The organism is Janthinobacterium sp. J1-1, assembly GCF_030944405.1.
Classification (GTDB): domain Bacteria; phylum Pseudomonadota; class Gammaproteobacteria; order Burkholderiales; family Burkholderiaceae_D; genus Janthinobacterium.
Genome location: NZ_CP132339.1, coordinates 2,344,485 through 2,368,864, shown reverse-complemented (window position 1 = coordinate 2,368,864; position 24,380 = coordinate 2,344,485). Strand labels below are relative to the sequence as shown.

Genomic DNA, 24,380 nt, shown 5'->3' with positions numbered 1-24,380 from the left:
GCATCGTCGATTTTAGGCGTGATTGTACGCCCTAACGGGTGCGATCAGGCAATTTTGAAAGCAGCAGCGAGGTCAGGGCTGCGTGCTTGGGGGCGTGGGCGCCCCTTCTGTTTCGCCGGCCAGTGTAGCGGGCGGTGTGCCAATAATCCGCAATTCGCGTTGCGGGAATGGTACGGATACCTTATGTTGCTGCAACGTCCGCCAAATCGCGCGGTTCACGTTCGACTTGACCCCGCCGGTGCCGTTTTCCGGGTCCGAGATCCAGAAGCCGATCTGCAGGTCCAGGCCATCGGCGCCGAAGCGCACCAGGGTGGCCGACGGCGGTTTGCTCTTCGATACACGCGGCACGCTGGCGGTCGCTTCTTCCAGTAGCGGGAAGATGACGTCGATATCGGTTTCATAGCCAACCGATACGGTGGCCGACAGCCACACCATGCGATTCGTGAGCGACATGTTCTGCACGCCGCCCGAGATCAGCATTTCGTTCGGCACGATGGACTCAACTCCATCGCCGCCCAATAACACAGTATAGCGCGTATTGATCTGGGTGACTTTGCCGCTGAACTGGCCTACCGTGATCATGTCGCCGATGGTGAGGCTGCGGTCGAGCAGGATGATAAAGCCGGAGACAAAATTGGCGGCGATCTTTTGCAGGCCGAAACCGAGCGCCACACCGAAGGCGCCACCGAATACCGACAAGACCGTCAGGTCGATGCCCACCAGCGACAGGCTGACCAGGACGGAAACGAGGATCAGCACGGCGCGCCCCATGCGTGACACCACCACCTTCAGCGAGGAATGCAAGCCCTGCATTTTCATCAGGCGGTCGTCGAGCGCGGTGCCGGCCCACATCGCCAGCACCATCAGCACGGCGACGGAAATAGCGGCTTGCAAGATGGCAGCCACCGACACCTTGTTGCGCCCCAGCGGCACGACGATGCTTTCCAAAAATTCATGCAATTCCGGCCACAAGCCCGTGATATACAGGGCCATGCCCAGCCAGACCACCACCGTGAAGACTTTTTCCAGCAGCAGCATGGTGGGACTGATCTCGCCATGGCGGGCAAAGATGCGGCGCAGCACATAAAAGCCGAAACGCACCAGCGCCATCGAGGTACACAGGGGCACGGCAATGCTGAGCAGGTTGACGCTCTGGAACTTGGCCAGGAAATGCTGGGACACGCCCAGCAGCAGCGCCGTCAGCACCGGCGTCAGGATGCGGATGAAACTTTCGGTGCGAGCACGCACTTCGGCGCTGACGGGTGGCACGGCAGCATCGGCGCGCCTGGCCAACACGGCGCGCAGCTGGCGCACGAAGACCCAGCTCAGGGCCAGGCAGGCGATGATGACGAGTGCCTGCCACAAGATGGCGGGTTGACGAAAATCATCGACAAAGTCGGTGATCAGATTAAGCAGCGGAGTCTGGTTCATGGCGGATGCAGTGGAAGGTGTTACGGGATGAGCGAGTGCTCACGCCAGGCGGGCTGGCTGGTGACAACAGCGGCCGCTGCGAGTGCAGCGGCCGCCAGCAATGCTATTACTCGGCAGCGTCGGCGTCAGCCTCGTCGGCCGGTTTTTCGTCCGCATAGACTTTCTTCGGCATGATCTTGCGCTCGAACACGGCGGCAAAGAAGCCATCGGTCTGGTGCAAATGCGGCAGCAGTTTCAGGTAGTCGCCCATTTCCAGCTCGATCTTCTGCTCGGCCAGCACCTTGTTCATCGGCACCAAGGTGAAGTCGGGATGGGCGGCCAGGAACTGCTCGGCGATCGCATCGTTTTCTTCGCTCAGGAAACTGCAGGTGGCGTACACCAGGCGGCCGCCGCCCTTGACCAGGCGTGCGGCGCCGGCCAGGATCGCCGCTTGTTTCGCTTGCAACTCGACGATGGAGTTCGGCTGCTGGCGCCATTTGACGTCCGGATTGCGGCGCAGGGTGCCCAGGCCGCTACATGGCGCGTCGACCAGAACGCGGTCGATCTTGCCGGCCAGGCGCTTGATCTTGGCGTCGCGCTCATGCGCGATCTGCACCGGATGCACGTTCGACAGGCCGCTGCGGGCCATGCGCGGTTTCAGCTTGGCCAGACGCTTTTCCGACACGTCGAACGCGTACAAGCGGCCGGTGTTGCGCATCAGCGCGCCCAGCGCGAGCGTTTTGCCGCCGGCGCCGGCGCAAAAGTCCACCACCATTTCGCCGCGCTTGGCGCCGACGATCTGCGACAGGATCTGGCTGCCTTCGTCCTGCACTTCGATGGCGCCGCTCTGGAACAGCGGCATGTTTTGCAGCGATGGCTTTTTCAGCACGCGCAGGCCCAGCGGCGCGAACGGCGTCGGCGTGCTCAGGATCGGTGCTTCGGCCAGCGCCAGCATCACGTCCTCGCGCGTGGACTTGAGCGAGTTGACGCGCAGGTCCAGCGGCGCCGGTGCGTTCAGGGCATCGGCCAGCTGCATGGTTTCGGCTTCGCCGAACTGGGCGATCAGCTTGTCAAACAGCCATTTCGGCATGTTCGAACGCATATTGGCCGGCATCAGGTTGCGGTCGATCTGCTTGATGCGTTCCAGCCATTCCACTTCTTCTTCCGTCAGGCCGCCCAGCGAATCGGCGCCCATCGCTTCGGCCAGGCCGAGAATGGTCAAACGGCGCATGGTCGGGCCATTGCCCGCTTCGGCGAAGTCGGTAAAGAACGATTTGTTGCGCAGCACGGCGTAGATGCCTTCGGCGATGGCGCCGCGTTCGCGCGAACCGAGGCGCGGATGGTCGCGGAAATAGCGCGACAGGGTGGTGTCGGCAGGCGCCGTGAAACGTAAAATTTCGCGCAATACTTCTTCAGCATTGGCAAGTATCGCTGGTGGCAATCTCATTGTTATTCTTCCTGTAATATTTTATTGAGGGTCCACGCGGACCTGGCCATGCTCTACCGACAGTTTATCGTCAATGAACAGGCGGATGGCGCGCGGGTAAAGCAGATGTTCCTGTACCAGCACGCGCGCCGATAAGCTGTCTTCTGTGTCGCCCGGCAAGACGGGCACGGTGGCGCTGGCCACGGCCGGGCCATGATCGAGTTCGGCGGTGACGAAATGCACGGTCGCGCCATGCTCCGTCACGCCCGCGTCGAGCGCCTGCCGGTGCGTCGCCATGCCCGGGAACAGCGGCAGCAGCGAGGGGTGGATATTGAGCATGCGCCCCGCATAATGTTCGACAAACGGCTCGGTCAGGATGCGCATGAAACCGGCCAGTACCACCAGGTCGGGCGAAAAACCGTCGATGACTAGCTGCAGGGCCGCGTCAAATTCGGCGCGGCTGGCGTAATCCTTGTTGGCAACGACTGCGGTCGCTATCCCATGTTCCGCGGCAAATACCAGGCCTTGGGCATCGGCCCGGTTGCTGATGACGGCGGCGATACGGGCCGGCCATTGCTCGGCTTTTGCCGCGCGCACGACCGCTTCCATATTGCTGCCGCGTCCGGAAATAAGGATAACGATATTTTTCATAGCGCGCATTGTACCCGCTATGGCGACGTGAATCTAGAAAGGCCGGCATTATTGTTGCGGCGCAACATGCGCCGGCACCGGCTGCGATGGCCAGGAACGACGGCTATTCGAAGGAGTAAAAGACGCGGAACGGGACTTTTTTCTCGGCCCAGTACTCGGCCGCATCGCGAAACACGTCGAGCAGGGTTTCGCGCGCTTCCTTGTCGAATTTCTGGGTATTGGGCAGTTGCTCGAGCACCACCAGGAAACCTGCCTGGGGGCCGGCCTTGAACATGGTATCGGTCAGGCACAGGCGCAAGGCGTCGAAATTCTTGGCCAGGCTCTTGGGAAACAGGAACGCTTCCGCGATCAGGCCGATGACTTGCTGCTTGGTCAGGCCGGTGTTGCAATAGGCATATAAAAAGTGCTGCCCGAGACGAGCCGCCTCGTCTTGTAACTCGGTCACGCGGAAGGCGCGGATGGACTGGACAAGGTTGGGCGGCACGGTTATTAACAAACTCATTTTTCCCTCAAATCGACCTGTTATGTATGGATCTGTTGTGCTTGTTGCATTTGCCGCCTGCGGGTCAATACGCATGCGGCATATCGGTCGCCTTGATGAAGCCGCGACGGACTGCGTTTTTAAAGCCATACGCGTATTAGGGTAACGTGTTGTCCTCTGTGAATCAACCCGAATATGATATCAAACGCAAGATTTGTTACAAACCACGAGTTTCAACCGAGTTTCAATCTTTTGTATCGATTGAAAGTGCATGTTACAGACTGAGGGGCAAGGTGCTTCTGCTGTTACATTTTGTTGCCAGCGGTATGACACTCGCGGGCGCAGGCGGATTACACTGGATTCATGTTGTAAAACACAATCAAAACAACATCCAGATGCCAGACCCTGAAGATACTCTACATAACGAGGTAAGAAATGAACCTGCAAGCCAAATTGTTCTTGTCAGTCCTTTGTATCGGTGCTTTGCCACTCGCCCAGGCTACCGACTTTGAAGATTTCGGCAAGGTCGTGCGCGTTGTGCCGCAAGTGGAACAGATCAACCGTCCACGCCAGGAATGCCGTACGGAATACGTGCAGGTTCAGGCGCCGCCGCAACAGCGCAGCGCGGGCGGCTCCATCGTCGGCGGTATCGCCGGCGCCCTGCTGGGCAGCCAAGTCGGTAGCGGCAATGGCCGCACGGCCGCCGCCGCCGCCGGCGCGATTGCCGGCGCCGTGGTCGGCGACCGGGTCGACAACCAGAACAATTACCAGGGTGGCACGCAGGAACAGGCGATCAAGCAATGCCGCCAGGTCGACCACTGGGAGTCGCGCAACAATGGCTACCAGGTCACGTATGACTACCGCGGCCGCAACTACACCAGCATCATGTCGTACGATCCGGGCGAACGCATCCGCCTGCGAGTATCGATCGAACCAGCTCAACAGTAACTCAGTAGCCCATCCATATAGTGCCGGTCCCGAGGGGCCGGCATTTTTTATGGCAAGTTATAATGCGGCACACTTCCAGGCCCGCCTTATGCTTATCAAACGAAAATCCATCGAACAAGTCGAATCCTCGCGTCCCGCGCGCAAGCCGCGCTACGCGCCCGTCACCCTGTCTGAAATGGATGGCGTGCGCTATCTGCATTTTGGTACGGAATGGGTGCAGGGCGCGATGCGCATCCGCAAGCCGGACTGGCCGGAGCTGGAATACGCGCAGCAGATGATGGCGTGGATGCTGTGGATCGCGCAGCCGCAACGCGTGGCCCAGCTGGGCCTGGGCACGGCGGCGTTGACCAAGTTCTGCTACCGCCAGTTTCCGCAAACGCAAGTCGACGCGATTGAGCTCAATCCGTCCGTGATCACCATCTGCGAGTCCATGTTCAAGCTGCCGCCGAACGACGAACGCCTGCATGTGCGCGAAATGGATGCGCTCGACTACGTCAACGACGAGGCCCACCATGGCACCCTGGACGCCTTGCAGGTCGATCTGTACGACGCCACCGCGCGCGGCCCCGTGCTCGACAGCGCGGAATTCTACAGCGCCTGCTGCGCCTGCCTGACGCCGCAGGGCATCATGACGGTCAATCTGTTCGGCGACCATCCCAGCTACGCCAAGAACATCAAGGCGATGAAATTTGCGTTCGAACAGGTGATCTGCCTGCCTGAAGTCCATGATGGGAACGTGGTGGCGATCGCCTTCAAGACCAGGGTAGCGCTCGATGCCGATGCGCAAGCCTCCCTGCTCGAACGCGCCAAACAGATCGTTGCCGACACCAAGCTGCCCGCCAAGACCTGGCTCAAGGGCATCCAGAGCACGCTGTAAGCCGTCCTGCGCGTACTTTGCCGGCGGCCATGAAAGGCGCTGGCCATGTCCATCGTTTCCGCTCCGCTCGATCTGCAGGAAATCATTTCCTGGCTGCTGGCCGATGGCCATCTGGCTGCGCCCGATATCGCCGAGATTCGTAGCCGCGCGCAAAGCCACTTGCAGCACAGCAAGGCCATCCACCCGCTGTGCGCGCTGGCCGACTGCCAGCTGCGCTCGGCGCTGGCGCCGCATGCGCCGCTCACCCTCGATACCTTGTGCGCCTGGCTGGCGGGCCGCGCCAGGCTGCCCTATCTGCGCATCGATCCCCTGACCATCGACTTCAGCCAGGTAGCCGACGTGATGACGGCCAGCTATGCGGCACGCTTCAATATCCTGCCGGTGGAAAGCAGTGCTGAACGCATCGTTATCGCCACCGCGCAACCGTACGCGCTGGGTTGGCAGGCGGAACTGGGCCGGCTGGCGCCGCGCAAACTGAGCCTGGTGATCGCCAATCCTGTCCTGATCGCCGATTACATCGCGCAGTTCTTCAGCCTGGCAGGCTCGGTCAAGGTGGCGCGGCAATCGTCGTCGCAGGATCTGTCGCTGCGCCATAACTTCGAACAGCTGGTGGAGCTGGGCCGTGGCAAGAGCAGCCTGGACGCCAACGACCAGCACGTGGTGCGCATTGTCGACTGGCTGTGGCAATACGCGTTTGCCCAGCGCGCCTCGGACATTCATCTGGAACCGAAACGCGATGTGGGCCTGGTGCGCCTGCGCATCGACGGCCTGCTGCACCAGGCTTACCAGGTACCGCCGGTGGTGATGCTGGCCATGACGGCGCGCATCAAATTGCTGGGCCGCATGGACGTGGTGGAAAAGCGCCGGCCCCAGGATGGCCGCATCAAGACGCGCAACGCCGAGGGCCAGGAAATCGAACTGCGCCTGTCGACCTTGCCAACCGCGTTTGGCGAAAAACTGGTGATGCGCATTTTCGACCCCGAGGTGGTGATGAAAAGCCTGGACCAGCTGGGTTTTCCACCGGCCGACGCACAGCGCTGGCGCGACCTGACGGCGCGCACCCACGGCATCGTGCTGGTGACGGGTCCGACCGGTTCGGGCAAGACCAGCACGTTATATAGCACCCTGAAAGCGCTGGCACGCAGCGAAGTCAATGTGTGCACGGTGGAAGACCCGATCGAAATGGTCGAGCCCGCATTCAACCAGGTTCAGGTGCAACCCGAACTGTCGTTTGCCGACGGCGTGCGCGCGCTGCTGCGGCAAGACCCGGACATCATCATGGTCGGCGAAATCCGCGACCTGGCCACGGCCGAGATGGCGATCCAGGCGGCGCTGACTGGGCACCTGGTGCTGTCGACCCTGCACACCAACGACGCGCCCTCGGCCGTGACGCGCTTGCTGGAGCTGGGCGTGCCAAGCTACCTGCTGGAGGCGAGCCTGATCGGCGTGCTGGCCCAGCGCCTGCTGCGCTGCCTGTGTGCCGAGTGCAAGCAGCAGGCGCCAGCACCCGGTACTGCGCAATGGAACAGCCTGGCCGGCGGCCAGCTGGCATGCCCCGAAAACTGCTATCGCCCGGTGGGCTGCTCAAGTTGCCGCCAAGGCGGCTACCGGGGCCGCACCGGCATCTATGAACTGTTGAGCGTCACGGAGCGCTTTGGCCAGCTGATCCGCGAAGGCGCCGACCTGCATGCCCTGCGGCGCCAGAGCTTACTGGACGGCATGACCCCGCTGCGCCTGGCCGGCGCGCAGCAGATCATCGCCGGGTTGACCACCATCGAGGAAGTGCTGAAGATCACGGCGGCCCTGCATTGAGTTCGACCGTGCCGCAAAAAGGTTTTGCATTCTTTCAAAACCCATATATAATGCGGCCTCTTTCGGGTCGTTAGCTCAGCTGGTAGAGCAGCGGACTTTTAATCCGTTGGTCGCAGGTTCGAATCCCGCACGGCCTACCACGAATGCGCAGTACCAAAAAGCCTATCTTCCGAGATAGGCTTTTTGCATTTCCGGCACCGCTTTCAGCCCAGCTCGTATTCCTGCAAATAGCGCACAAACAGTTCGCGGTCCGACAACGGACACGCCAGGCCCGCATTCCAGTCGGCCAGCAGCAATTGTTCCTGCAGCGGCAAGCGCAGCAGTTCCGGCATGCCGTCGCTGCACCACAAGTCCACCACGATGCCGTGCTCGTCGAGACCGGCAAACAGGGTTTCGGTATGGTCACCGCCAAACGCCAGCACCTTCCTGCATTCCACGCGATAGCTGCCGTAGCCGGTAAAGACGGCGTCGTAGGGCGGCAGCACGTCCATCACTGCCTGCCGCAACTGCTGGCCCGTGATGCCCAGCGCGACGAGCTTCGACGGGGGAGCGTCGCGCACATACATCTCGCTCCAGCCGGCGCCGCTCTGATGGGCGTCGGCAAAGGCCTGCTGCTCGCCCATCTGCGCCTGGCAGTGTTGCAGGTTGTCGAGCGGCAGCAGCTGGACCTGGCCTTCGTCGTCTTCGTGAAAATAAGCCTCGCGCATCATGGCTCCAGCAACGCTTCCAGCTGCGCATTGCGGCGCGCCGTCAGCATGGCGGCCCAGGTGTGGCTGGTGACGGACGGATAATGTACGGCGCCAAACGCCATCCAGGCGTCGCGATACTTGAGCCACAGGCGCTGGGTGTCGCGGATGCCATCTTTCTCGACGGCGCCCGCATAGTCTGGCTTGGGCTGCTTCATCAGCTTGCCGTAGATCACATTCAATTGCTTGTCGAGCGCTTGGGCCTGAGCTTGGGTCATGGCCGCCGGCAATTTGCCGGCCTCATATTGTTTCACGTCCTGCGCCAGCAATTCCAGCTCGGCCGTGCGCGCGGCGATGCTCATGGCGGCGCGCGCCGTGCCGCTCAGGTCGGTTTCCTTGCCGGCGCGGGCGTCGGCAAAGTTGGCCGTCGCCGCTTCCAGTTTCTTGAACGACGCCTGCGCTGCGGCAGGCCATGCCTGGGAGGCTTTTCCACTGGCCTGGCCGCGCACGCGGTTTTTCTGGCGCGCGTCGATGGCGCTGCACACGCCCATCATGTAGCCGCTGGTAATGTCGTCGCACAGGTCGATATTGCCCTGGCCACTGGCGGCCAGTTTTTGCAGGTGCTCGACCCGCCCCGCCATTTCGGCCGGCGCGGCGGCAATGCTGCACGCATATTTCATGGCCAGCGGAGGCGCCTTCGTCACGCCCTGCCCGTTCTGGTACAACATCATCAGCACTTCGCTGTTATTGGTGGCCACGGCGCAATGGCGCACCTGGCGCCAGTCATCCGGCTTGGGCGCGGCCATACTCTTGGTATCGTAATACAGGTCGCTGGCCTTGCATTGCTGCAAGGATGACACGGCGCTGGGCGCGGGCAGGTCCGCCGGCGGCGGCGCGGCCTTGGCCACTTTCATGCAGGCGGCATGCCAGGCCGTGGTTTCCGCCTGGCCAACGCCCATGGCGCTGGTATTCGGATACGGTACGGCATCCGCGGCGCCGGACTGGCTGGCCAGCAGCGCGCCGGAAGCAAACAGGACCGTTTTCAATAAGGAAAGATAAATTTTCATGGGCTGGCAATGCAAGCATCAGTAAAGCGACAAGTTTAGCCCATCGCCTGCCATGGTCGCGCACCCCAGCCGTGGTAAGTAACGGTCCATCGGCTTGGCATACGGCAAAGTGATGGGCAATAATGTTGCTCGTCGTCTATATTCAATCCAGGATCCCGCTCATGACATCACCCCGTCTTCGCCGTTCCCTCGCCTCGCTGCTGATCGCGGCGGCGTGCACCTCACTTGCCCATGCCGCCGCCCCCACGGCAGCCACGCCCGCCGCCGATACACAGCCTGCCAGGCACGCCATCACGCATGAAGACGTGTGGCTGATGAAACGGGTCGGCGCGCCGGTCGCCAGCCCTGACGGCAAGTGGGCCGTGTTTGCCGTGGTCGATGCCGCCTACGACAGCAAGGAACAATGGTCGGATCTGTGGATCAAGTCGCTGACCGACGACAGCGAACCGCGCCGCCTGACCTTTTCCAGGGGCGGCGAAAGCGCCGTGGCCTGGTCGCCGGACAGCCGCCAGCTCGTGTTTGTGGCGCGCCGCGATGGCGACGAGGCCGGCCAGATCTACCGCCTCGACGTGGTGGCCGGCGGCGAAGCGCAGCGCCTGACGAGCTTGACCATGGGCGCACGCATGCCGAAATGGAGTCCGGACGGCAAGCAGTTGCTGTTTATCAGCGATATCTATCCGGGAAACAAGACCGAAGCCGAGGTCAAACAGAGCGCGAAGGAACGCAAGGAACGCAAGTACAGCGCCCGCTCGTATGAAACCACGGCGCCGCGCTATTTCGACAAATGGCTGACCGACAAGCAGGTGCGCCTGTTCGTGATCGATACCGAGGCGGCCACCACCCCGCGCGATATCCTGTCCGGTACGCAACTGGTGGCCCTGCCCGGCTTTGGCGGTGGCCAGGGTGACGAAGGCCAGTCGCTGGACGCCATCTGGACGCCGGACGGCAAGGGTGTCGTGTTCAACGCCGCCACCAACCGCGATGCGGCCCAGCGCGCCGCCACCTATTCCCAGCTGTACCTGGTGCCGGTGGCCGGCGGCGAGCCACAGAAGCTGACGCAGGACCAGCGCAGCTATGGTGCCCTGAAATTCTCCAGCGACGGCAAGACCCTGTTTACCCTGAGCGATGCGGAAACGCCGGGCAAGGTGTATGACGTGAAACGCCTGGCCAGCTTTGCCTGGCCGCTGGTCACGCCTACCCCCACCATTTTGACGGACAAGCTGGACCGTTCGATCTCGCGTTTCGTGCTGCCGGACGGCGGCAAGCGCGTCATCTTCAGCTATGAACACGCGGGCCTGGAAAAGCTGTATTCGATGGATGTCAAAGGCGGCGAAGTGCGCGAAGAGCCGTCCCTGGCGACCGGCAGCATCAGTTCGCTGAGCAGCGGCGGCAAGGCCCTGGTCGGCGTGTGGGAGTCCAGCATCAATCCGCCGGAAATCTATGCCTTCAACGGCAAGCAGCCAAAACGGCTGACCGCCTTCAATACCGAAAAAGCCGGCAAGATCGACTGGCAGGCGCCCGAACATTTCTGGTTCAAGACGGCCGACGGCCGCCAGATCCACAATATGATCGTCAAGCCCGCCAATTTCGATCCGGCCAAGAAATACCCGCTGTTTACGGTGATCCACGGCGGCGCGGCCAGCATGTGGCGCGACCAGTTCGTGCTGCGCTGGAACTATCACTTGCTGGCCAAGCCCGGCTATATCGTGCTGCTGACCGACTACAAGGGTTCCACCGGCTACGGCGAGGAGTTTGCCCGTTCGATACAGTTCGACCCATTGAAAGGACCGGCCGACGAGCTGAACCAGGGCGTCGATGAAGCGATCAAGAAATATCCGTTTATCGACAGCACCAGGCTGGCGGCCGGCGGCGCCAGCTATGGCGGCCACCTGGCCAACTGGCTGCAGGCCACCACCACGCGCTACAAGGCCATCGTCTCGCACGCGGGCGAAATGGACTTGATTATGCAGTGGGGCACCAGCGACGGCGGCTTCGGGCGTGAAGTCAACGCGGGCGGCCCGGTCTGGTCCGACCTGCCCGTGTGGCGCGATCAAAGTCCGATCATGCAAGCCGGCAATCACGACAAAGGCACGGGCTTCAAGACGCCTATCCTGATCACCGTGGGCGAACTCGACTACCGCGTGCCGGCCAATAATGCCCTGATGAACTTTGCCGTGCAACAGCGCCTGAACGTGCCGGCCAAGCTGCTGGTGTTCCCGGACGAAAATCACTGGATCATGAAAGGCGAAAACAGCCGCTTCTTCTATAGCGAAGTGGAAGGCTGGCTGGCCAAGTACCTCAACTGATATCCATCTGTTTCATCGCAAGCCAGTCGCTTATGCAGGACTGGCTTTTTTCATGTCCACGGCAGTGCGCTGGCGCGCGATCGCCAGCACCATCAGCGCCGCCACCAGGCAGGCGGCACCGGCCGCGAACAGGGCAGGATTGTAGGTCAGCATCAGGGTGCGGATGCGGCCAGCGCCATAGGCGGCCACGGCGGCGCCCAGCTGGTGGCCGGCGAAGATCCAGCCGAACACCATGCCGGCCCTTTCCTTGCCGAAAGTGGCGCCCACCAGCTTGACGGTCGGCGGCACGGTGGCGATCCAGTCCAGGCCATAGAACATGGCGAACAGCGACAGGCCGTACAGGGTGAATTCCGAATACGGCAGCCAGAACAGCGACAGGCCGCGCAAGCCGTAATACCAGAACAGCAGTTTGCGGTTGTCATAGCGGTCCGACAGCCAGCCCGACAAGATCGTGCCGAACAGGTCGAACGCGCCCATCATGGCCAGCACGGACGCGGCCGGCACGGCCGACAGGCCCGAGTCGCCGCACAGCGAAATGAAATGGGTCTGGATCAGGCCGTTGGTGCTGAGGCCGCAGATAAAGAAGGTGGCAAACAGTATCCAGAAGGTGCGGTGGCCGGCCACGCTGCGCAGGATCAGGAAAGGCGTGGCAAAGGTCATTTTGGCGGCGGGCGCAACGTTCAAAGGAGCAGCCGGGTCGGCGCCATACGCGCGCAGGCCCACATCCTGCGGCCGGTTGCGCATGCAGAAAAACGCCAGCACGGCCACCACCGCGCAGCTGGCAAACACGGGGATCACCGCCATGCGCCAGCCCACGTGTTCGATCAGCCAGGCGCCGACGGGCAGGAACAGCAGTTGCCCGGTGGCCGAACTGGCCGTCAGCACGCCCACCACCAGGCCGCGGTGCGTATCGAACCAGCGGTTGGCCACCACGGCGCTCAGCACCAGCGCCGTCATGCCGGAGCCCAGGCCCAGCAAGATGCCCCACAGCGCCACCAGGTGCCAGAACTGCGTCATGCGCGTGGCCAGCAGCATGCCGGCAGCGATCAGGCCCAGCGCCACGCAGATGATATTGCGCAAGCCAAAGCGCTCCATCAGGATGGCGGCAAACGGCCCCATCAGGCCGAACAGCACGAAGCGCACGGCCAGCGCCGACGATATCTGCTCCACGTCCCAGCCGAACTCGCGGCTCAAAGGCTGCAGCAGCGCGCCGGGCAGGCCCAGCGCGGCGGACGAGGTCAAGGCGGTGAGGAAAGTGATGGCGACGATGACCCACGCAAAGTGGATGCCGCGCCGCGCCAGCCATTGCGATACTGGAAGGGAAAGCATGTGAACCTCATGAAATTCAGGGCGCCGGATGGCGGGTGGATTTCATGATATATGATGATCATAATTTATACAATCAAAAAAATGGGGTCGAACGAGCTGGTCCCGTCCGCCCCCGGCATGTCGCTGCTTATTTCACTTTCAGGCTATTCTTCACATCCGTCACGCCTTCCACGCTGCGCGCCAGGTCGGCGGCCTTTTGCACTTGCGCCTGCGACGGCACGAAGCCGCTCAGCATGACGACGCCGTTGACGGTTTCCACATGCACGTCCATCGCTTTCAGGTCGTCATCCTTGACCAGGTCCGCCTTGATCTTGGTGGTGATCACCGTGTCGGCCACCACGTTCTTGGTGCTGCCGGCCGCGTTGCGGGCCATGCAGGCGGTCTTGTCGCCGGCGTCCAGGTTATCGCAGTTTTCACGGCTGGCCGGGGCGGAATTTTGCGCCACGTTGGTGCCGGCCGCCGCGCCCGTGTTGGCGTCGGCCAGGGCGGCCTTCTGTTTGGCCTTGGCGTCGGTCATGCAGCTGGTTTTATCGGCGCCCGAGCGGTCGCCGCACTGGGCCTTGGCCAGGTCATATTCGGCATTGGCCACGTCCTTGCGGGCCTTGCCCAGTTCGCGCGGGGTGTTGCGGTGCTGGGCCACGGCGTCCGATTCCGCCTTGGCGCGAGCCACCTTGGCTTCTTCCACGCATACTTTTTTTGCATTGCCGGACTGGGCATCGCAGGCGGCCTTGGCCTGCTTGTAGTTGGCGGCCGCCTGGTCGGTCAGCGATTTATAGGAGGTATCTTGTGCATACGCGGGTGCGGCGGCCAGCAGGGCACTGGCGCTGGCGGCCAGCACGAAGGAGAGCATTTTGTTCATGATGGGACCTCTCGGTTTGGTTGATGCACCGATTAAACCCCTGTCGCGTGCAAACCTCTGTGCGACAACGCACCCAGTTCGGTCTTCCCGATGAGCAACTAACGACCGTTCAGCCCTTGGCGCCACAGCAGATCGGCCTGTTCGAACGGTGTCTGCGCAGTGTCAAACACGGCGCTGCCAGCCGCCAGCGCCAGCCAGGCCTGGGTGTCGTGCGAACCGCCCGCCTGGCGCACCGAACGCATCCAGGCCAGCACTTCCTGGTAATCGCCACGGTGGCGCGCATGCACCCAGGCCAGCGCCACCAGGTCCGCATACCCCTCCTCGCGGCGCGTCTCGCGCTGCTCCCGCACATCGCCGCGTACACTGCCGCGCTCGACAAAACCGCGCGGCAAGGCGTGCCAGTCGCCTTGCGCATAGCGCTGGCAGTGGCCGATCTCGTGCGCCGCCATCGTTTCGATCATGAGGCTCTGGCGCTCGGCTGCCACCTCCCGCAGCACCGCTTCGGCCTGGGCATTGCCGCGCATCGACAGCACCAGCTTGCAGCGCCCGCCTTCGAAACCGAGCGCCAGCGGCACGCTGTCGGGCGTGTCCTGCGGCTGGACCACGATATCGAGCGGCAAGCCTTGCTCGCGCGCATAGCTGACCACGGGCGCGGCCGCTTTCAGCCAGCGCGTTTCCAGCGGACTCAAGGCGGATGCGGCAAACGCGGGGGCAGACAGGAAGAGCAGACTCAACAGCGGCAACAGTTTCAGCATGGACGGCACAGTCATCAAGGGCGGGAGGTGAATCTGCAGAGTAAGTCGGAAAAATATTTCCACAAGGAAAAAGTGTCAACTTTCCTGAAAAAAAACCGCAAAAAAAGCCGGCGTTTCGGCCGGCTTCGGATAATGACTACAGTTACCGCTTCAACTGTTTATTTTGTGGCTTTGGCGGCCTGGTCGAGCGCACGCGCCGTCACGAATGCCGGGCGGATATCGTTGGGCACGGTTTTCATCTTGTCCAACGCGAGCTGCACTTCCGGGCGGATCACCACGTATTTGGTCATCAGGGCTTTTGCGCGCGCATAGTCGCCGGTGGCTTCGATGGTCAAAAATTCACGGTCCAGGTCGATCACGGCCTGCTTGATCTTGCCGAAATCCACGCCGAACCTGCCGTCGCCCAGGGACACAAAACCGCCCTTGTCGAGGATGTAGTTCATCTGGATCGCCATGCCGCGCGCATGCGAATCGGTCAGGCCGAAATGCAGGGTGCGGAAACCCGAGGCCAGGAAAGTGTTGTACAGCTTGCGCTCGGCCAGTTCGCCCTGCCCCAGCGTATCGTTCAACTGTCCCTTGTCCATCATGTAGCGCAGCGCAAACAGGCCGGTGATATCGGCCTTGGCTTCCTCGATGGTGGAATAGGTTTCCTTCAGGTCCTGGCGCGGCGTGGAGGCCTTGCCGTCGACTTGGGTTGCATGCGGTCCCAGGCCATGCATGATTTCATGCGCGAGGATATGCGTGAAGAAGGAATTGAAGTCGACGTCCTGCTGCGCCTCGGGCGTCAGCACCAGCTTCGAGATCGGCGTCAAGGTGGCCTTGAACTTGGCTTCCTGCACGTTTTTCAGCATCACGCGCTTGGAGCCGCGCGCGCTGATGATGCGCTCGTCATTCGGCAGGTTGTAGGCGGCCGTCTGCACCGCCATATTGCCGTCGCCGGCGCCATACACCTGGTTCACCACCACCATCGGCGCCAGCGCGCCCACCTTCGGATTGCGGTATTGCGCATCGAGCGGCAGGTTGTCTTCCAGCTCCTGCATGTGCTGGGCAAAAAAATTCAGCTTCTGCGTTTCGGCCTGGTCGCGAATATTCACATACGCTTCGAAGGCGGCCTTGTAGCCGAACAATTCATCGTTATACGTCTCATACGGGCCGATGGTGATGTCGACCGGCGAATCGAGGTCCATCCAGGCGAAGTCGGACGGCAGGTAGTCGTTGTCGAGGAAGGCCCTGGCGCGCAAGGTGAGGAATTTTTTCAACGAGGCGTTGTCGGTGGCGGCCGCCGCTTCGTCCAGCAGCTTGGCCAGCTGAGTCAGCTCGACCTTGTATTCGTCCGCATACTTGACGGTGGCGTACTTGCCATCCTTGCCTGCACGAATCGTCGTGAAGAACCACTGCGCCTGCTGTTTATCTTCAGGCGACAAGCCGTTCATCCAGCTTTCCAGCGAGGCCTTGGTCGCGCCCTGCGGATAGAAATTGCCCGCTTCGGGTTTGTGCGCGGGAATCGCGATGCCCGCGTAGGATGGCGGCATGAACGAGGCATGGCCGTCGAGCACCGACCAGGGTCCCTTGTTGATCCAGAAATAATTCAGGCGGGCCTGGCCCAGGGCGGATTTGTCTTTCTTCAGCGCCGCCCACAGCGCTTCATTGCCGGACCAGCGCTGGCGCAGTTGCAGCACGTCGACCAGCCTGGCCGCGTCGACCAGCTTGGCGATGGCCTGGCGGTCGCCGGCCGACAGGTGCGTAATATCGGCCGTCAGCTCGACCGGCGCGTAGCGCGCGCTCATGGCGGACAGTTGCGTGACGGTGGCGGGGGTATTGGTGGGAGCGGCGCAGGCGCTGCCGACGGCAACGGCCATCAGCAGCGGGAACAGGATATGTTTCATGGGGACCTCGGCAAGACTATTGTGAGGTCCGTATTGTATGCGAGCGGCGCTTAAAACTCTTCCCAGGCCTCATCGGCCGGCGCCTTGGGAGCCAGCTTTTTCGGTGCGGGCCTGGACGCTGCCTTGACGACGGGCCTGGCAGCAGCCACGACGGCCGGACGCGCACGCACCGGCGCCTGTGCCTGCACCTGCACTTGCGAGTCATCGAGCTTGAAGATGCTGACCACTTGCGACAGGCTGCCCGCCTGCTCTTCCAGCGAGGCGGCGGCCGAGGCCGATTCTTCCACCAGCGCCGCATTCTGCTGCACCACCTGGTCCATCAGGCCGATCGCCTGGTTCACCTGCTCGATGCCCGACGACTGTTCGCGCGTGGCCACGCTGATCTCGCCCATGATGTCGGTCACGCGCTTGACGCTGTCGACGATGTCCTGCATGGTGGCGCCCGCTTCATCGACCAGGCGCGCGCCCGTGTCGACCCGCTCGACGGAGTCGTCGATCAGCGACTTGATTTCCTTGGCGGCCTGGCTGGAACGCTGGGCCAGGCTGCGCACTTCGGTGGCGACGACGGCAAAGCCGCGGCCCTGCTCGCCCGCGCGCGCCGCTTCCACCGCCGCGTTCAGCGCCAGGATATTGGTCTGGAAGGCGATGCCGTCGATCACGCCGATAATGTCGACGATCTTTTTCGACGACTCGTTGATGGCGGCCATGGTCTGCACCACCTGCGCCACCACGGCGCCGCCCTTGACGGCCACGCTTGATGCCGACATGGCCAGCTGGTTCGCTTCGATCGCGTGCTCGGCGTTCTGCTTGACGGTGCCCGTCAGTTGCTCCATCGAGGTGGCGGTTTCCTCGATCGAACCGGCTTGCTGCTCGGTGCGGTTCGACAGGTCCAGGTTGCCGGCCGCGATCTCGCGCGAATTGGTGGCGATGGTCTGCGTGCCGGCGCGCACCTGGCTGACGATGGCCACCAGGCTGTCGCGCATGCCGCGCATGGCGTACAGCAGGCTGGCGCGGTCATTCGGCTGGGTGGCGATATTCACCGCCAGGTTGCCGGCGGCGATTTCACCGGCGATGGCGGCCGCGTATTCAGGCTCGCCACCGAGCTGGCGCAGCAAGCCATGGCTGATGCGCCAGGCCGCGACCGTGCCGATGGCGATCGCGCCCAGGCACAGCAGCACCATGAAGAAGAAGAAGCTGCGCGCGACGCTGGTGGCGCTGTCGGCCTGTTCACGGCTCATCTTTTCTTCCAGGTCGATCAGCTGGTTGACGGAAGCGAGCCAGCCAGTAAAAGCGGCCGCCCCCTGCTGCTGCAGCAAGGCGGTGGCGCCAGGCACGTCGTCGGCCAGGCGCAATTGAATCACCTTGGCGATAATCGGCTGGGCCTTGGCTTCGCTGGCCTTGATGCCGGCCAGGGCCGTGCGCTCCGCTTCGGTGACGCCCTTGCCGCTGCCGATGATCTGCTCCAGCGGCGTGGCGGCCTGGGCGTAATTGGCGGCCAGCGATTCGATGCGCGCCACTTCCTGCTTGGCGGCGGCGGCATCGGCCGCCAGCACCACGTCGCGCAAGGCGATTGCGCGGTCATGCACGCTGCCGCGGAAATTGATCGCATGGCGCTGCTTGACGTTGTTGACATCGCTGATATTGGTGAGGATGGCGTCGATCTTTTGCACCCGGTTGATGCCGAGTGCGGTAACGATGATCAGCAGCAGCAGGACCAGGCCGAATCCCGTATAAAGCCGTGTGCTGATTTTGGTGCTTTGCATATCCATTCATCCATGAAAGTGTCCAAACTCATCATCACCATGATGTTGACATTTGGAAATAAAAGTTAATTTATCATGAATGGGAGCAGCCTGCCTGAGGCCGGTCAAAAGCCGCCGCTTTACCCCGACAACGCTACCAGACGCGGTAGACCTGTCCCGTCTGCGCGCCTTCCACGCTGCGCCGGTAAGCCAACGCCACGCGGCTGGCGGCAGCCGGCTCGAAGCCCGGGAAAAACGGACCGTAAGCGTCCAGCGATTCCTCCAGCACGGTCGGGCTGACCACGTTGATGCGGATGCCGCGCGCCAGTTCGATGGCCGCGCCGCGCACGAAGCCTTCCACAGCGGCATTGGTCATGCTGGCGGCAGCGCCGTTGCGGATGGGCTGCTCGGCCACGATGCCGCTGGTGAGCGTGATCGAGCCGCCGTCGTTCAAATATTGCTGCGCCACCAGCGCCACATTGACCTGCCCCATCAGCTTGCTGCCCAGACCCACTTGAAACTGTTCGGGCGTAAACTCGGCCAGCGGACCGAAGTGCAGCTTGCCGGCCGTCACCACCACTGCGTCGACCTTGCCGATGCGCGCAAACAGCGCGCGTACCTGGGCGATATCGCCCATGTCGGCCTGGTGTGCGCCGCTGCGGCTGCCCACTTCGATGATCTCGTGGCGCTGCGCCAGTTCATTGGTGACGGCCGAGCCGATGGTGCCGCTGGCGCCGATAATGACGATGTTCATGATGGAGTCCTGGTCTGGTTGGAATGCAGCCAGTATGCGCCGCCCTCGCCCGACGATAAATACGCTAGCATTGACAAGATCATGAACTCAGGGTTTGCAATCAAACAAATGGATAAACTGCGCAGCATGGAAGTATTTGTCGCCGTCGTCGATGCGGGCAGCCTGAGCGCGGCGGCCGACACCTTCCGCATTTCGCCCGTGATGGTGGGCAAGCATATCAAGTACCTGGAAGAGCGGCTGGGCGCACGGCTGCTGGCGCGCACCACGCGGCGCCAGCACCTGACGGAAATCGGCGCGCAATACCTGGCGCAATGCCGGCAGATTTTGGCGCAGGTGCAAGCCGCCGAAACGGGGGCCGAAGCCATGCGCGCCACGCCGCGCGGCAAGCTGAAGATCACCGCGCCAGTGTCCTTTGGCAGCGAATGCCTGGCGCCGCTGATGGCGGACTACCTGGATGCCTATCCCGAGGTCAGCCTGGAGCTGAACCTGAACGACCGGCTGGTGGACCTGGTGGAAGAAGGCTTCGATGCGGCGATTCGCATTGGCAAGCTCGATGATTCAGGCATGGTGGCGCGCCCCTTGCAGCCCTATGCGATGGTGATCTGCGCGGCGCCTGCCTACCTGGAAAAACACGGCGTGCCGCACACGCCCGACGAACTGGCGCGGCATGAATGCCTGGACTTCATGCAGTGGGCGCGCCATCTGCGCTGGCGCCTGAATGGAAAAGAAGGCGCCAGGGAGGAAAGCCGCTTTCGCTCGAACAACGGCCAGGCGCTGCGCGTGGCGGCCCTGCACGGTTTCGGCATCGTGATGCAGGCGGAGATTCTGATGGCCGGCGATATCGCGGCCGGACGGCTGCTGCCGATCCTGACAGACCACGTGCCGCCGGCGCGCCCGATGCATTTGCTGTATGCGCGCGACCGCCAGCCGACGCCGAAGCTGACGACCTTGATTGAATTCATCCTGCAACGCTACGGGCCGGCGGCGGCACCGCCGCCGGCCACGCTCACGTAATCGAGGATAACTGCGCGAGGAACTTACTGCGCCGCGGCGACCTTGGCCAGGTCGCCCTGCGCTTGCCAGCCGGCGCCCAGCGAGCGGGCCACGGCCACGGTCGCCAGCAGGCGCTGGGTCTTGATCTGCACGGCGGCGCGGTCGGCGGCCAGCGAGCTGCGCTGGGCGTCGGTGACGTCGAGGTAGTTCGACACGCCGCGCTCGTAGCGCGTGCGCGCCACCAGATAGGCGCGCGCCGCCGCCTGCTGCGACAGGGCCTGGGCGTCGCCCTGCAACTGGCGCTGCTCGACGTCCGACAAGGCGTCTTCCACTTCGCGCAGCGCTGTCAGCAGCTTCGTTTCATGGTTGGCCAGCGCTTCGTTGTAGCGCGCCTTCGACAGATCGAGGTTGGCCTGGTTGCGGCCACCGTCGAAGATCGGCAGCGACAGGGCCAGCGGCCCCACGCTGAACTGGCGCGAACCGCCCTGCGCCAGGTCGCGCAGCTTTTCCGAGGCAAAGCCGAAGTTGCCCGTCAGTTGCAGCGACGGATAGAACGCGCCTTCGGCCACGCCCACCTGCGCATTGAAAGCGCGCAGGCCGGCCACGCTGGAGACCAGGTCCGGACGGTGCGCCAGCAGGCTGGCCGGCAGGCCGACGGGGATCATCGGCGGCTGCGGCAAGGCGGCCGGGTCGCTGGCCAGTGGCAGCTGCATCGCCGATGGCGGCTTGCCGGTCAGGGTGGCCAGGCTGTTTTCCAGCTGGTTGCGCTGGCGTTTGACCTCGTGCAGGTCGGCCTGCGCATTCTGCAGTTCGACTTTCGCGCGCGCCAGGTCCAGCTCATTGGTCAGGCCCGCATTGAAGCGCGCGTCGACCAGTTGCAGCGATTCGCGGCGGGTGTCGAGCGCGCCATTGAGGATGGTCATTTCCGCGTCCAGGCCGCGCAGTTGCCAGTAATTGCTGGCCACTTGCGCCGACAGCATCTGCAGCACGCCGTCGCGGTCGGCCTGGGAAGCGAGCACCTGGGCGTCGGCCGCTTCGACCATGCGTTTCACACGCCCCAGCAAATCGATTTCATACGACAGCGAGCCGCCGACCGAGAAATTGTTGCCGCTGATGGAGCGGTTGCCCAGCGCCAGGCCCTGCGAGGTATTGGCCGAGGTGCGCGAGTTCGAGATGCCGGTGCTGAGGTTCACGCTCGGGCCCTGGTTGGCGCGCGCCGTGCCGCTTTGCGCCAGCGCCTGCAGCAATCGCTCGCCGGCCGCTTTCACGCTGGGGTTGTCGCGCAACGCGGCTTGTTCCAGGCGGTTCAGGGTGTCGTCGCCGAACACGCTCCACCACTCGGACGGCAGCCGGGCTGCATCGGCGCTGCCACCGCCATGGCGGAAAGTGGCCGTATCGATGCCGGCCACGTTGGCGGGCGCCTTGAAGTCCTGGCCCACGGTGCCGCAGGCGGCAAGCAGCACGGCCAGCGAGGCAGCGGCGGCGATTTTGGTCATAACTGTATTCATGATGTGTACCTTCTTGTTCTTGAGTGGGCGCGGTCGTCGCAACAGGCGATCAGTGACCGCCGCCACCGCCACCGGGGGCTTTGAGTTTGTCGGCCAGCCATAGCGGCACGATGCAGGCGATCAGAATCATGCCGACCAGGAAGAAGCCGTCGTTATAGGCCATCACATAGGCCTCGCGGCGCACGATGCCGTCGATCGCCTGCAGGGCCTGCTTGCCAGCCGTGACCGCATCAAAACCCTTGGCCATGAACGACGACGTCAGCTGGTCGATGCGCAATTGCGTGGCGCTGGAATAGGCGTTGATCGCTTCGCCCAGGCGCTGCGAGTGAAAATGCTCGCGGGTGCTCAATGCCGTGGCCAGCAGCGCGATACCGATCGAGCCGCCCAGGTTGCGCGTCATGTTGAACAGGCTGGAGGCCGACGCCATGTCTTTTGGGGCGATGCCCTTCATGGCGAAGTTCGACAGGGTCAGCATCACGAAGGGCTGGCCCAGCGCACGCACCACCTGCGACCACAGCAGCTGGTCGTAGCCGGTGCTGGCATCCATATAGGCGTTCATCAGGCAGGAGCCGCCAAACAGCAAGAGGCCGAACGAGCACAGGATGCGGTTGTCGACCACGGACGACAGCTTGGCGACGAAGGGCATGATGAACAGCTGCGGCAGGCCCACCCACATGATGACTTCACCGATCTGCATCGGCGAATAGCCGGCGATCTGGCCCAGGAACAGCGGCAGCAGAAAGGCCGAGCCGTACAGGCCCATGCCCGTGACCGCCGACAGCAGGGTGGCGACCAGGAAATTGCGCTGGCTGTACAGCCCCAGGTTGACGAACGGTTCGGCGCGCGTGGCGCTGGTGACCACCCAGCCCAGCAGGCCTGTCAACGCCAGCGCGGCAAAAGTGATGATGAAGCCGGAATCGAACCAGTCCTTCGAGTTACCCTCTTCCAGGAAAATCGTCAGGCAGCCGAGGCCCAGCGCCATGAAGAAGATGCCGAGCCAGTCGGCCTTCCAGAACAGTTTCAGGTTGCTCGGTTCGCGGTCCAGGCCGTAGATCATGCCGACGATCAGCAGCACGCCCGGCACCCAGTTGATATAGAAGATCGACGGCCAGCCATACAGCTCGGACAGGTAACCGCCGAGGGTCGGGCCCATGGCCGGCGCCAGGGTGGCCGTCAGGCCGAAAATCGCCATGCCGGTGGCGCGCTTCGACGGTGGCAGCTTGAGCATCACCAGCGTGAACGCCATCGGGATCAGGGCGCCGCCCGTAAAGCCCTGCAACATGCGGAAGACGATCATGCTTTCCAGGTTCCAGGCCGTGCCGCACAGGGTGGAGAACAGCAGGAAGAACGAGGTCGTGCCGATCATGTAGCCGCGCAGGCTGAACACGCGTGCCAGCAGCGCGGTGAGCGGAATGACGATGATCTCGGCCACCAGGTAGGCGGTGGAAATCCACGAACCTTCTTCCTGGGTGGCCGACAGCGAGCCCAGGATATCCTTGAGCGAAGAGTTGGTGATCTGGATGTCGAGCACCGCCATGAAGGCGCCCAGCATGCCGGCGGCGACCGCCAGCCAGGTGCGCGCCGAGACTTTCTCGTCGGGCACGGAAAAGGCCGGCGGTTTCGCCAGCGTGGTTGTGGGGCTGCTCATGGGAACTTAGCGGGCGGCGTTGGCGGCGGGTGCGTTGGCCGGTGCGGCGGCGTGGCGCGCCGGCTGGGCATCTGGCTGGTTAATTTCCACTTCGGCGATCACCGACATGCCCGGCACCAGGCGGCCGTTCATGGCCTTGATGTCCTGCGGCTGGAACACGATCTTGACCGGCACGCGCTGCACGATCTTGGTGAAGTTGCCGGTGGCGTTATCGGCCGGCAGCAGGGCGAACTGCGCGCCCGAGGCTGGCGCAAAGCTGTCCACCGTACCCACCAGTTTCTTGCCCGGCATGGCGTCGACCGACACATGCACGCTCTGGCCGGGGCGCAGGTCGGCCAGCTGGGTTTCCTTGAAGTTGGCGGTGACCCACACATTATCCTGCACGATGGCCGTCAGTTGCTGGCCGGGCTGCACGCGCATGCCGGTTTCCACGTTGCGTTTGCCGATGCGGCCGGCGACCGGGGCCAGGATCTGGTTGTATTGCAGCTGCTGCTCGGCGTCCTTCAGTTGCACGCGCAGCACGGCGACCTGCGCCTTGGCGACATCGCGCGCCGCTTGCGCCGCACCGATCTGCGCCTTGGCGGCCACGGCGCTGTCCTTGCGGGCGGCCAGGTCGGCCACGGCGCCGGAACGGGCCGCATTGGCCGCGTCCAGTTCCGCTTTCGACACGGCTTTCATCTGGCTGGTGTACAGCTGGCCGAAACGCTCGGCGTCCTGTTTGGTGCGCAGCAGCTGGGCGTCGGCCTGGGCCACCTGGGCCTGGGCTGCGCTGGCCTGTGCCTGCACTTGCGCGATCTGCGCGTCGGCCTGCAGCACTTGCTGCTCGGCGCTGGCGATCTGGGCGGCGATCTGTTCGGTTTTCACGCGCTGGTCGAACGGGTCGAGTTCGGCGATCACGTCGCCTTCCTTGACGATCTGGTTGTCATCGATAAAGACCTTGGTGACCACGCCGGAAATGCGCGCCGAGACCGGGTGCACGTGGCCAGCCACATAGGCGTTTTCCGTCTCGACAAAATAGTGGCTGCGGTACCACATGCGGGCGCCGGCACCCAGGGCGACCAGCACGATCAGGCCGGCAATGATTTTCACGCGGTGATTCGGCGCGGCGGGAGCGGCAGCTGGCGCGGGCGCAATACGGGCGGCCACGGGGCCTGCTGGCGGGACGGCGCCGGTTTGCTCGGCGGAACTGGACGGGGTGGGCATGCTGCGCTCCAAAATGAAATGATATAGGTTCATTATTGG

General features: G+C 63.2%; 20 protein-coding genes and 1 tRNA gene. 6 read left to right on the top strand and 15 right to left on the bottom strand.

Features of this window, described 5'->3' with window-relative positions; all coding sequences use genetic code 11:
- Positions 1-72: 72 nt before the first annotated feature.
- The 4 genes from Q8L25_RS10745 to Q8L25_RS10730 all read right to left on the bottom strand — a co-directional run bounded on the left by Q8L25_RS10745 (position 73) and on the right by Q8L25_RS10730 (position 4,118).
- Positions 73-1,431, bottom strand: a complete 1,359-nt coding sequence (locus tag Q8L25_RS10745; RefSeq protein WP_308924812.1) for a mechanosensitive ion channel domain-containing protein — start codon at positions 1,429-1,431, stop codon at positions 73-75.
- Positions 1,432-1,537: 106 nt separating this feature from the next.
- Positions 1,538-2,857: an RsmB/NOP family class I SAM-dependent RNA methyltransferase gene (locus tag Q8L25_RS10740; protein WP_308924811.1), complete on the bottom strand. Its 1,320-nt coding sequence runs from the start codon at positions 2,855-2,857 to the stop codon at positions 1,538-1,540.
- A 21-nt stretch (positions 2,858-2,878) separates the two neighbouring features.
- Complete coding sequence (gene purN, locus Q8L25_RS10735; RefSeq protein WP_308924810.1) at positions 2,879-3,487, bottom strand: phosphoribosylglycinamide formyltransferase; 609 nt, start codon at positions 3,485-3,487, stop codon at positions 2,879-2,881.
- Between the two features lie 103 nt (positions 3,488-3,590).
- Positions 3,591-4,118 carry a barstar family protein gene (locus tag Q8L25_RS10730; protein WP_308924809.1) on the bottom strand — a complete coding sequence of 176 codons (528 nt, stop codon included), beginning with the start codon at positions 4,116-4,118 and terminating at the stop codon, positions 3,591-3,593.
- Between the two features lie 285 nt (positions 4,119-4,403).
- On the opposite strand from Q8L25_RS10730, the gene Q8L25_RS10725 reads away from it, so the two are divergent.
- The 4 genes from Q8L25_RS10725 to Q8L25_RS10710 all read left to right on the top strand — a co-directional run bounded on the left by Q8L25_RS10725 (position 4,404) and on the right by Q8L25_RS10710 (position 7,745).
- Positions 4,404-4,916: a glycine zipper 2TM domain-containing protein gene (locus Q8L25_RS10725; protein ID WP_308924808.1), complete on the top strand. Its 513-nt coding sequence runs from the start codon at positions 4,404-4,406 to the stop codon at positions 4,914-4,916.
- Positions 4,917-5,004: 88 nt separating this feature from the next.
- Positions 5,005-5,793, top strand: a complete 789-nt coding sequence (locus Q8L25_RS10720; RefSeq protein WP_308924807.1) for a spermidine synthase — start codon at positions 5,005-5,007, stop codon at positions 5,791-5,793.
- A gap of 45 nt (positions 5,794-5,838) precedes the next feature.
- Entirely contained in the window at positions 5,839-7,605 is a 1,767-nt protein-coding gene (locus tag Q8L25_RS10715) for a GspE/PulE family protein (protein ID WP_308924806.1), read from the top strand.
- A 64-nt stretch (positions 7,606-7,669) separates the two neighbouring features.
- A tRNA-Lys gene (locus tag Q8L25_RS10710) sits at positions 7,670-7,745 on the top strand.
- Positions 7,746-7,808: 63 nt separating this feature from the next.
- On the opposite strand, the gene Q8L25_RS10705 is transcribed toward Q8L25_RS10710, so the two are convergent.
- Positions 7,809-8,315 (bottom strand): hypothetical protein, encoded by a 507-nt coding sequence (locus Q8L25_RS10705; RefSeq protein WP_308924805.1) that lies wholly within the window; start codon positions 8,313-8,315, stop codon positions 7,809-7,811.
- Positions 8,312-9,358, bottom strand: coding sequence for a lysozyme inhibitor LprI family protein (locus tag Q8L25_RS10700; protein WP_308924804.1), 1,047 nt, complete (start codon positions 9,356-9,358; stop codon positions 8,312-8,314). The genes Q8L25_RS10705 and Q8L25_RS10700 overlap by 4 nt, the downstream gene beginning before the upstream one ends.
- A gap of 161 nt (positions 9,359-9,519) precedes the next feature.
- Between Q8L25_RS10700 and Q8L25_RS10695 the strand changes: the two genes are divergently transcribed.
- A complete protein-coding gene (locus Q8L25_RS10695; RefSeq protein ID WP_308924803.1) occupies positions 9,520-11,664 on the top strand; it encodes a S9 family peptidase in 2,145 nt (714 codons plus the stop codon).
- 30 nt (positions 11,665-11,694) lie between these two features.
- Here Q8L25_RS10695 and Q8L25_RS10690 read toward each other — a convergent pair whose 3' ends face one another.
- From Q8L25_RS10690 to Q8L25_RS10665, 6 genes are all read right to left on the bottom strand, one after another.
- Positions 11,695-12,993 (bottom strand): MFS transporter, encoded by a 1,299-nt coding sequence (locus Q8L25_RS10690; protein ID WP_308924802.1) that lies wholly within the window; start codon positions 12,991-12,993, stop codon positions 11,695-11,697.
- A gap of 127 nt (positions 12,994-13,120) precedes the next feature.
- On the bottom strand, positions 13,121-13,852 hold the full coding sequence (locus tag Q8L25_RS10685) for a BON domain-containing protein (RefSeq protein ID WP_308924801.1): 732 nt from the start codon (positions 13,850-13,852) through the stop codon (positions 13,121-13,123).
- Between the two features lie 98 nt (positions 13,853-13,950).
- Positions 13,951-14,607: a hypothetical protein gene (locus Q8L25_RS10680; protein ID WP_308924800.1), complete on the bottom strand. Its 657-nt coding sequence runs from the start codon at positions 14,605-14,607 to the stop codon at positions 13,951-13,953.
- Between the two features lie 158 nt (positions 14,608-14,765).
- Positions 14,766-16,493 (bottom strand): hypothetical protein, encoded by a 1,728-nt coding sequence (locus Q8L25_RS10675; protein ID WP_308924799.1) that lies wholly within the window; start codon positions 16,491-16,493, stop codon positions 14,766-14,768.
- A gap of 50 nt (positions 16,494-16,543) precedes the next feature.
- The gene (locus Q8L25_RS10670; protein WP_308924798.1) at positions 16,544-18,256 is read right to left on the bottom strand and encodes a methyl-accepting chemotaxis protein; all 1,713 of its coding nucleotides are present in this window, start codon (positions 18,254-18,256) and stop codon (positions 16,544-16,546) included.
- A gap of 133 nt (positions 18,257-18,389) precedes the next feature.
- Positions 18,390-18,989: a short chain dehydrogenase gene (locus Q8L25_RS10665; protein WP_308924797.1), complete on the bottom strand. Its 600-nt coding sequence runs from the start codon at positions 18,987-18,989 to the stop codon at positions 18,390-18,392.
- A gap of 108 nt (positions 18,990-19,097) precedes the next feature.
- On the opposite strand from Q8L25_RS10665, the gene Q8L25_RS10660 reads away from it, so the two are divergent.
- On the top strand, positions 19,098-20,003 hold the full coding sequence (locus Q8L25_RS10660) for a LysR family transcriptional regulator (RefSeq protein WP_308924796.1): 906 nt from the start codon (positions 19,098-19,100) through the stop codon (positions 20,001-20,003).
- Positions 20,004-20,026: 23 nt separating this feature from the next.
- On the opposite strand, the gene Q8L25_RS10655 is transcribed toward Q8L25_RS10660, so the two are convergent.
- Genes Q8L25_RS10655 through Q8L25_RS10645 form a run of 3 tightly spaced genes read right to left on the bottom strand, consistent with a single transcriptional unit; the run spans position 20,027 to position 24,341 of the window.
- Positions 20,027-21,490 carry an efflux transporter outer membrane subunit gene (locus Q8L25_RS10655; protein ID WP_308924795.1) on the bottom strand — a complete coding sequence of 488 codons (1,464 nt, stop codon included), beginning with the start codon at positions 21,488-21,490 and terminating at the stop codon, positions 20,027-20,029.
- 49 nt (positions 21,491-21,539) lie between these two features.
- Positions 21,540-23,138 (bottom strand): DHA2 family efflux MFS transporter permease subunit, encoded by a 1,599-nt coding sequence (locus tag Q8L25_RS10650; protein WP_308924794.1) that lies wholly within the window; start codon positions 23,136-23,138, stop codon positions 21,540-21,542.
- Positions 23,139-23,144: 6 nt separating this feature from the next.
- Positions 23,145-24,341, bottom strand: a complete 1,197-nt coding sequence (locus Q8L25_RS10645; protein WP_308924793.1) for an HlyD family secretion protein — start codon at positions 24,339-24,341, stop codon at positions 23,145-23,147.
- Positions 24,342-24,380: the final 39 nt, after the last annotated feature.

Bases quoted from the DNA above. Each gene is read 5' to 3' on its own strand.
- Q8L25_RS10740 (WP_308924811.1), bottom strand. From the start codon at position 2,857: ATGAGATTGCCACCAGCGATACTTGCCAATGCTGAAGAAGTATTGCGC.
- purN (WP_308924810.1), bottom strand. From the start codon at position 3,487: ATGAAAAATATCGTTATCCTTATTTCCGGACGCGGCAGCAATATGGAA.
- Q8L25_RS10645 (WP_308924793.1), bottom strand. From the start codon at position 24,341: ATGCCCACCCCGTCCAGTTCCGCCGAGCAAACCGGCGCCGTCCCGCCA.
- Q8L25_RS10685 (WP_308924801.1), bottom strand. From the start codon at position 13,852: ATGAACAAAATGCTCTCCTTCGTGCTGGCCGCCAGCGCCAGTGCCCTG.
- Q8L25_RS10725 (WP_308924808.1), top strand. From the start codon at position 4,404: ATGAACCTGCAAGCCAAATTGTTCTTGTCAGTCCTTTGTATCGGTGCT.
- Q8L25_RS10715 (WP_308924806.1), top strand. From the start codon at position 5,839: ATGTCCATCGTTTCCGCTCCGCTCGATCTGCAGGAAATCATTTCCTGG.
- Q8L25_RS10695 (WP_308924803.1), top strand. From the start codon at position 9,520: ATGACATCACCCCGTCTTCGCCGTTCCCTCGCCTCGCTGCTGATCGCG.
- Q8L25_RS10730 (WP_308924809.1), bottom strand. From the start codon at position 4,118: ATGGCTTTAAAAACGCAGTCCGTCGCGGCTTCATCAAGGCGACCGATA.
- Q8L25_RS10720 (WP_308924807.1), top strand. From the start codon at position 5,005: ATGCTTATCAAACGAAAATCCATCGAACAAGTCGAATCCTCGCGTCCC.
- Q8L25_RS10690 (WP_308924802.1), bottom strand. From the start codon at position 12,993: ATGCTTTCCCTTCCAGTATCGCAATGGCTGGCGCGGCGCGGCATCCAC.
- Q8L25_RS10700 (WP_308924804.1), bottom strand. From the start codon at position 9,358: ATGAAAATTTATCTTTCCTTATTGAAAACGGTCCTGTTTGCTTCCGGC.
- Q8L25_RS10680 (WP_308924800.1), bottom strand. From the start codon at position 14,607: ATGCTGAAACTGTTGCCGCTGTTGAGTCTGCTCTTCCTGTCTGCCCCC.
- Q8L25_RS10665 (WP_308924797.1), bottom strand. From the start codon at position 18,989: ATGAACATCGTCATTATCGGCGCCAGCGGCACCATCGGCTCGGCCGTC.
- Q8L25_RS10650 (WP_308924794.1), bottom strand. From the start codon at position 23,138: ATGAGCAGCCCCACAACCACGCTGGCGAAACCGCCGGCCTTTTCCGTG.
- Q8L25_RS10675 (WP_308924799.1), bottom strand. From the start codon at position 16,493: ATGAAACATATCCTGTTCCCGCTGCTGATGGCCGTTGCCGTCGGCAGC.
- Q8L25_RS10745 (WP_308924812.1), bottom strand. From the start codon at position 1,431: ATGAACCAGACTCCGCTGCTTAATCTGATCACCGACTTTGTCGATGAT.
- Q8L25_RS10660 (WP_308924796.1), top strand. From the start codon at position 19,098: ATGGATAAACTGCGCAGCATGGAAGTATTTGTCGCCGTCGTCGATGCG.
- Q8L25_RS10655 (WP_308924795.1), bottom strand. From the start codon at position 21,490: ATGAATACAGTTATGACCAAAATCGCCGCCGCTGCCTCGCTGGCCGTG.
- Q8L25_RS10670 (WP_308924798.1), bottom strand. From the start codon at position 18,256: ATGCAAAGCACCAAAATCAGCACACGGCTTTATACGGGATTCGGCCTG.
- Q8L25_RS10705 (WP_308924805.1), bottom strand. From the start codon at position 8,315: ATGATGCGCGAGGCTTATTTTCACGAAGACGACGAAGGCCAGGTCCAG.